Source organism: Tianweitania sp., assembly GCF_032053605.1.
Taxonomy (GTDB): Bacteria; Pseudomonadota; Alphaproteobacteria; order Rhizobiales; family Rhizobiaceae; genus Tianweitania.
The window spans coordinates 1-4,023 of sequence record NZ_DAMBUH010000175.1 but is presented as its reverse complement, the minus strand read 5'-3'; the positions used below and the strand labels follow the sequence as shown (position 1 = coordinate 4,023).

The 4,023-nt window shown below is 61.8% G+C and carries 3 protein-coding genes; 2 read left to right on the top strand and 1 reads right to left on the bottom strand.

What is annotated here, in order from left to right; genetic code table 11:
- The first annotated feature begins 202 nt into the window (after positions 1 to 202).
- Both RTX98_RS20210 and uvsE read left to right on the top strand, forming a co-directional pair.
- Entirely contained in the window at positions 203 to 1,267 is a 1,065-nt protein-coding gene (locus RTX98_RS20210; RefSeq protein ID WP_312798676.1) for a phosphoesterase, read from the top strand.
- Positions 1,264 to 2,313: a UV DNA damage repair endonuclease UvsE gene (gene uvsE, locus RTX98_RS20205; protein WP_312798675.1), complete on the top strand. Its 1,050-nt coding sequence runs from the start codon at positions 1,264 to 1,266 to the stop codon at positions 2,311 to 2,313. Before RTX98_RS20210 ends, uvsE begins: the two co-directional genes overlap by 4 nt.
- 371 nt (positions 2,314 to 2,684) lie before the next feature.
- On the opposite strand, the gene RTX98_RS20200 is transcribed toward uvsE, so the two are convergent.
- Complete coding sequence (locus tag RTX98_RS20200) at positions 2,685 to 3,638, bottom strand: aldo/keto reductase (protein ID WP_312798674.1); 954 nt, start codon at positions 3,636 to 3,638, stop codon at positions 2,685 to 2,687.
- Positions 3,639 to 4,023: the final 385 nt, after the last annotated feature.

Below are 4,023 nucleotides of genomic sequence, written 5' to 3'. Positions count from 1 at the left end.
GCAGGCCCACCACATCGCAGTGGCCGATCTCGCCTTTAACGCTGTAGCCCAGCCCTTCCAGGAAGCGCTTTACCGGTTTGTAGAGCGTGGTTTCGGTCATCGAATCAAGGGTTTGTTGTCCATCCCCACCTAACCCGGCGGGGAATGGCAGGGGAAGCCAGCAGGGTTCGGATCGTTCGGGCCAAAGCTGCGTTCACGCCGCATGCCCCATCAAACTTTCCATCGCCCCGACGATTTTCCTGCCGCCTTAGAACAGCTCGGCGAACGGTCGCTGCTCGTGTTTCACAACGATGCGGATGGGTTGTCTGCCGGCGCGATCCTGCAGAACGTGATGCTTAAACGGGGACATGGCAGCGCAATTCGCATCATCGGAAAGGGCGAGAACGCCTATTCCGACGATTTCGTAAGGGAGTTGGAGGCGCTTCAGCCCACGGGTCTTATCATCGCCGATCTCGGTGTCTCGAACCGGGTGAAACTGCCTGACATACCCACGATCATCATCGACCATCACGCGCCGACCGGCGTGCCTGATAATGCCACCGTCATCTCCGGTTTCAATGACGATCCCGTGCCGACCACGAGCCTGCTCGCCTATCGATGCGCAAAAGCGGCGGGGGTTGAGGAGGGGCTGCTGTGGCTGGCAGCACTCGGGATCATCGGTGATCTCGCGGAAGATCACGGCTTCGCCGAAATGGCCGAAGCGCGGTCGGCCTACGGCGTCACGGCGCTGCGCAACGCCGCCTCCCTCATCAACGCCCCACGCCGCACCGGATCGGGCGATGCGCGACCGGCTTTCGATCTGCTCATGAAGGCGCAGGGATTGAAGCAGGTTCTGTCGGGCGAGTTCGCGGAAACCGACGCGCTGCTGGCGGCAAAGGCAGAGGTGAAGCAGGCGCTGGATGAGGCCCGCAAGGTCGGGCCGAAATTCTCCGGCAATGTCGCGTTGGTGCAGTTTTCCTCGCCCTGCCAGGTTCACCCGCTCATCGCGCAGCAATGGCGCGGGCGGTTGAAGAACGCGATTATCATTGCCGCCAATACCGGCTACCGGCCAGGCTTTGTGCATTTCGCGGTGCGCTCGTCCAATGACACCGACATCCTTGCCTTCCTTGCCCAACACCGGCCACCCGGCGCGGACGAGCAATATGGCAATGGCCACCGCGCGGCATCCGGCGGTGCGTTGCGGTGGGACGACTGGACCTTCTTTCTCGACACACTCGGCTTCGACGCCTCCGGCGTGCCGCAGCCCGCATCTTCGGAAATGGCATGAACAAACGAATTTCGCGCCTTGGCTTTCCCGTCAAGGTCATGGGCCGCGACGACCTCAAGAGTGGCGACAATCGCCGCTCGACCAACAATCCGCACCTGAAAGTGTCGCTCGAATATATCGACGCGATCCTCGATTATCTCGTGAAGCACGAAATCCGGATGTATCGCATGTCCTCGGACATCGCGCCTTATGCGACGCATCCCGACATGCCGCAATTCCACGGCATGGTGGCCGAGAGCGATGCGGAGTTGCGCGCGCTGGGTGCGAAGTCGAAGGAACTCGACATCCGCCTGTCCTTCCACCCCTCGCAATTCGTAGTGCTGAACAGCCCCGACCCCGAGCTTATTAAGAAGAGCATCTGGGATCTCACCAGCCAGGCCGACATGCTGGACCGGATGGAACTCGGGCCGGAAGCGGTGATGGTGATCCATGTCGGCGGCACTTACGGCGATATTCCCGCCGCTCGCCAGCGCTGGGTAGACACCTGGGCCACCCTGCCGGAACCGGTGCGACGCCGGCTGGTGCTGGAGCATGACGATCTCCGCTTTTCGGCGGCTGACGTGCTGTGGATCCACGAGCATACCGGTGTCAGGCTGATCTTCGACCACCAGCATTTCTGGTGCCTCAACCCTGAACGCGCCGACATGCGCCAGACGCTGGAAGCCATCCTGAAGACGTGGCCGGAAGGGCAGCAGCCCAAACTACATTTCTCCTCGCCGCGCACCGAGCTGCGCGAGCAGATCCATGTGGACAAGAAGACCAAGAAGAAGGTGGTGAAGCATGTCGCGCCGGTCTTCACCGGCCATGCCGACTTCTGCAGCCCGTTCGAATTCGCGACCTTCATGCGCATCGCCGAAGGGCTGGATTTCGACGTGATGCTGGAAGCCAAGGCCAAAGACCTCGCTCTGATGCGCCTGCGGCCCGACCTGCTGCGTTATGCGCCGGATGTGGCAGCACGTTTCGGCATCGAGCCGAAGGACGCGCCGGAGCTCGAAACCGAGTCCGACGCAGTGCTGGAAGAGGAACCGGTCGCCGGAGGGGCGTGAGGCTTGGGCGAAAGCCGGCTATGTTGTTACCCCCACCCGAACCTTCGGTTCCACCTCCCCTCAAGGGGGAGGTGGGGCTATGCTGCTGGGTAAACGGCCTGGATGCTTCAACAAGGGTAAGTTCGTCATCCTGGTGCGAAGCCGGAGCGCAAGCGGAGGCGCAGACCCGAGGATCCATGCCTGACCGGCTGTTATCGAACCGGCCGGGGATATTACCTGCCGGGCACTGCTTCGACTGTTCGGGCATGGATCCTCGGGTCAAGCCCGAGGATGACGAAGCGGAGAGGGGGCATGGCCGAATGATGCGCCGGCGTTTCACGACAGACGACCTCCCCTCAAGGGGGAGGGGGCCTAGACCGCCGGCTTGAGGATCAGATGCTCGCTTTGTCGAGCGTCGCGATGTCGTCCTGGCTGAGCTTTAAGCTGGCTGCCTTGGCAAAGCTTTCGACCTGATCGACGCTGGTGGCACTGGCAATCGGTGCCGTGACGCCCGGACGCGCGATGATCCAGGCGAGTGCGACTTCTGCCGGATTCGCATTCTGGCTTGCGCTGACCTGATCGAGCGCATCCAGGATCTTGAGGCCGCGATCATCGAGATATTTGCCGACGCCTTCGCCGCGCTTGCTCTTCTGTAAATCGTCCTTCGAGCGGTACTTGCCCGAAAGGAAGCCGGAGGCGAGGCTGAAATAGGTGACGACGCCGAGCCCTTGGCGCATGCAGAGATCGCGCAGCGGACCATCGAACTTGTCTCGGTCGTAGAGATTGTATTCCGGCTGCAGCACATCGTAGCGGGGCAGGTTCTTGGTTTGCGCGGCCTTCAGCGCGGCGGTAAGCTGCCCCGCATCAAGATTGGATGCGCCGACCGCCTTGATCTTGCCGGCTTGGAGAAGCTTCTGATAGGCGCCCAGCGTTTCCTCATAAGGCGTATCCGGGTCCGGCCAATGCGAGAAATAAAGGTCGATATGGTCGGTCTGCAGCCGCTTCAGCGAGTCTTCGGCAGCTTCCGCGATCCAGCGTTGTGACAGGCCTTTATGGCCGGGCACGCCCATGTCCGACCCGACCTTGGTGAAGAGCACGACTTGATCGCGCTTGGCTGGGTTGGCCTTCAGCCACTTGCCGATGATCGTTTCGGACTCGCCGCCCTTGTTGCCGGGAACCCAGCTCGAATAAACATCGGCCGTGTCGATGGCGTTGAAGCCGTGATCCACGAAGGCGTCGAGCACAGCAAAGCTGGTTTGTTCGTCCGCCGTCCAGCCCAAGACATTGCCGCCGAACACCAGCGGCGCGATCTCCAGCCCGGTTCTGCCGAGCGCACGTTTTTCCATGGATTTTCCTTTCGTGCTGAAATGGCTGGCGCCGCACGGGGAATGCGCGGGCAGCACATTGGAGATAAGGGTAGACGATGGGGGATCAAGCCGCTGTGCAAGTCGGCCAAGTTGCGACCCCCACCCGAACCTTCGGTTCGACCTCCCCTCAAGGGGGAGGTGGGCGCTAGGTCATGCTGCTGGGCTAGCAGGTTGGATGCATCACAGAGTGAAGCTCGTCATCCTCGGGCGGAGCCGGAGCGCAAGCGAAGGCGCAGACCCGAGATCCATGCCTGAACGATTGCCTTTGGGCTGGCGGTAAGATTGCCCCGCCGGGCGCTGCTTCCGCCGTTCAGGCATGGATCCTCGGGTCAAGCCCGAGGATGACGAAGCGGGATGGATAGGA

Coding starts and splice junctions, on each gene's coding strand:
- RTX98_RS20210 (WP_312798676.1), top strand. CDS start 203: ATGCCCCATCAAACTTTCCATCGCCCCGACGATTTTCCTGCCGCCTTA.
- uvsE (WP_312798675.1), top strand. CDS start 1,264: ATGAACAAACGAATTTCGCGCCTTGGCTTTCCCGTCAAGGTCATGGGC.
- RTX98_RS20200 (WP_312798674.1), bottom strand. CDS start 3,638: ATGGAAAAACGTGCGCTCGGCAGAACCGGGCTGGAGATCGCGCCGCTG.